At 75.9% G+C, this 1425-nt stretch carries 2 protein-coding genes; both read right to left on the bottom strand.

Annotation, left to right across the window (positions count from 1 at the left end):
* Positions 1 to 58: 58 nt before the first annotated feature.
* Positions 59 to 952, bottom strand: coding sequence for a hypothetical protein (locus ACFWA9_RS39165; RefSeq protein ID WP_380394373.1), 894 nt, complete (start codon positions 950 to 952; stop codon positions 59 to 61).
* A 36-nt stretch (positions 953 to 988) separates the two neighbouring features.
* Entirely contained in the window at positions 989 to 1273 is a 285-nt protein-coding gene (locus ACFWA9_RS39160) for a DUF427 domain-containing protein (RefSeq protein ID WP_352295372.1), read from the bottom strand.
* Between the last annotated feature and the right edge of the window lie 152 nt (positions 1274 to 1425).

Below are 1425 nucleotides of genomic sequence, written 5' to 3'. Positions count from 1 at the left end.
GCTCCCGGGTGCCCGGGAGCGGGGTCACCCCCGTGTGGCGTTCCCCGACGGGAGCCGCTCAGGGCCGCGGCTCGCCCCGCTCGCCCTTCAGCGGCGGGGCCGCGGCGGCCCAGTACGCGCGGTCCGCCGTGCTGCGCCGGTGCCGGAGGTCCTCCCGGACCTCCTTGGCGAGCTTGCGGGTGTCACGCCGGTTGACGGTGGCGCCGATGCCCGCTCCCACCAGCAGCGGGATCAGCGAGGGCAGGCGGCGCAGCGTACTGCGGGTGAGCCGTTTGCGGACCTGTTGACGGACCTCGGAGCCGAGCGCCATCGCGGCGAACCCGGCCGGCTTCACCAGCAGCGTCGCGTCGATGCCCCGGCGGTTGGCCCAGGCCGCCACGTAGGCGGAGGCCCGCTGGGTGGCCGTGCCCCGGGCCGCGAGGCCGTACACCTCGTGCAGTTCGGCGATCAGCTTGATCTCGACGGCCGCGACGGCGAGCGTCTCGGCGGCGATCTCCAGCGCCATCGCCGGCGGCACGGGCAGCATCGCCGCGGCCCCGACGCCCGCGCCGAGCGCGCCGGAGGCCCGGCTGGCGCCGCTGACCAGCAGGTCGGCCAGCCGCTCGGGGTCGGCCGCGTCCGGGTGCTGGGCGCGCAGGGTGGTCAGGCTCCGGACCGGGATGCGCGGCGCGGCCTGCATCAGCTGGTCGGCGAGGGCCCGGCCGCCGTAGGCGGCGCCCTTCGCGGCGGCCAGGCCGCCGCTGCCGAGCCGCCGGGAGACGGACCCGAGCAGGGCCGTGGCCTGGCGCTTGTCGCGCTCCGCGCGGTACTCGGCGAGCTGCCCGGCGGGCCCGCCCTCGACGCCGGGGGCGGGCCGTTCCAGTTGTTCGACGAGGTCCGCCAGTTCCTCGGCGACCTGTTCGGGGGCGGGCTCCGGCTGCCGGGAGCGTCCCGGTCTCCTGAAGATTGCCATGCTCTGCGGTTACCCGGTGAACCGCGGAGGTACGCGCTATTCGGTGATCTCCACCCCGCGCCAGAAGGCCACCCGGCCGCGGACGTGCTCGGCGTCCGGCAGCGGGTCGCGGTAGTACCAGGCCGCGTCGGGGTTGAGCTGCCCGCCGACGTCCAGCGTGTAGTACTCGGCGGTGCCCTTCCAGCCGCAGACGGTGGTGGTGTCGGACGGGCGCAGGTACTCCGCGCGCACGGATTCGGCCGGGAAGTAGTGGTTGCCCTCGACCACGGTGGTGTCGTCGCTCTCGGCGACGACCGTGCCCTGCCAACTCGCTGTAGTCATGAGCCGATTCTGCCCGAGGCCGCGAGGGGACAACCGGCCGGGCGTGACCCGTCCCGCCGCCGACCCGCCGCCCGGTGGCCCGCCCCGGGGCGGGGGCGAACCCCGACGCGCGAGGGTTCGACGTCCACGACAAAATCATCGCCAGGGACCCC

This window comes from Kitasatospora sp. NPDC059973, from assembly GCF_042737525.1.
GTDB lineage: Bacteria > Actinomycetota > Actinomycetes > Streptomycetales > Streptomycetaceae > Kitasatospora.
Note: the sequence above shows the minus strand (reverse complement) of the source record. Positions and strands in the feature narration are given on the sequence as shown.

Coding starts and splice junctions, on each gene's coding strand:
- ACFWA9_RS39165 (WP_380394373.1), bottom strand. CDS start 952: ATGGCAATCTTCAGGAGACCGGGACGCTCCCGGCAGCCGGAGCCCGCC.
- ACFWA9_RS39160 (WP_352295372.1), bottom strand. CDS start 1,273: ATGACTACAGCGAGTTGGCAGGGCACGGTCGTCGCCGAGAGCGACGAC.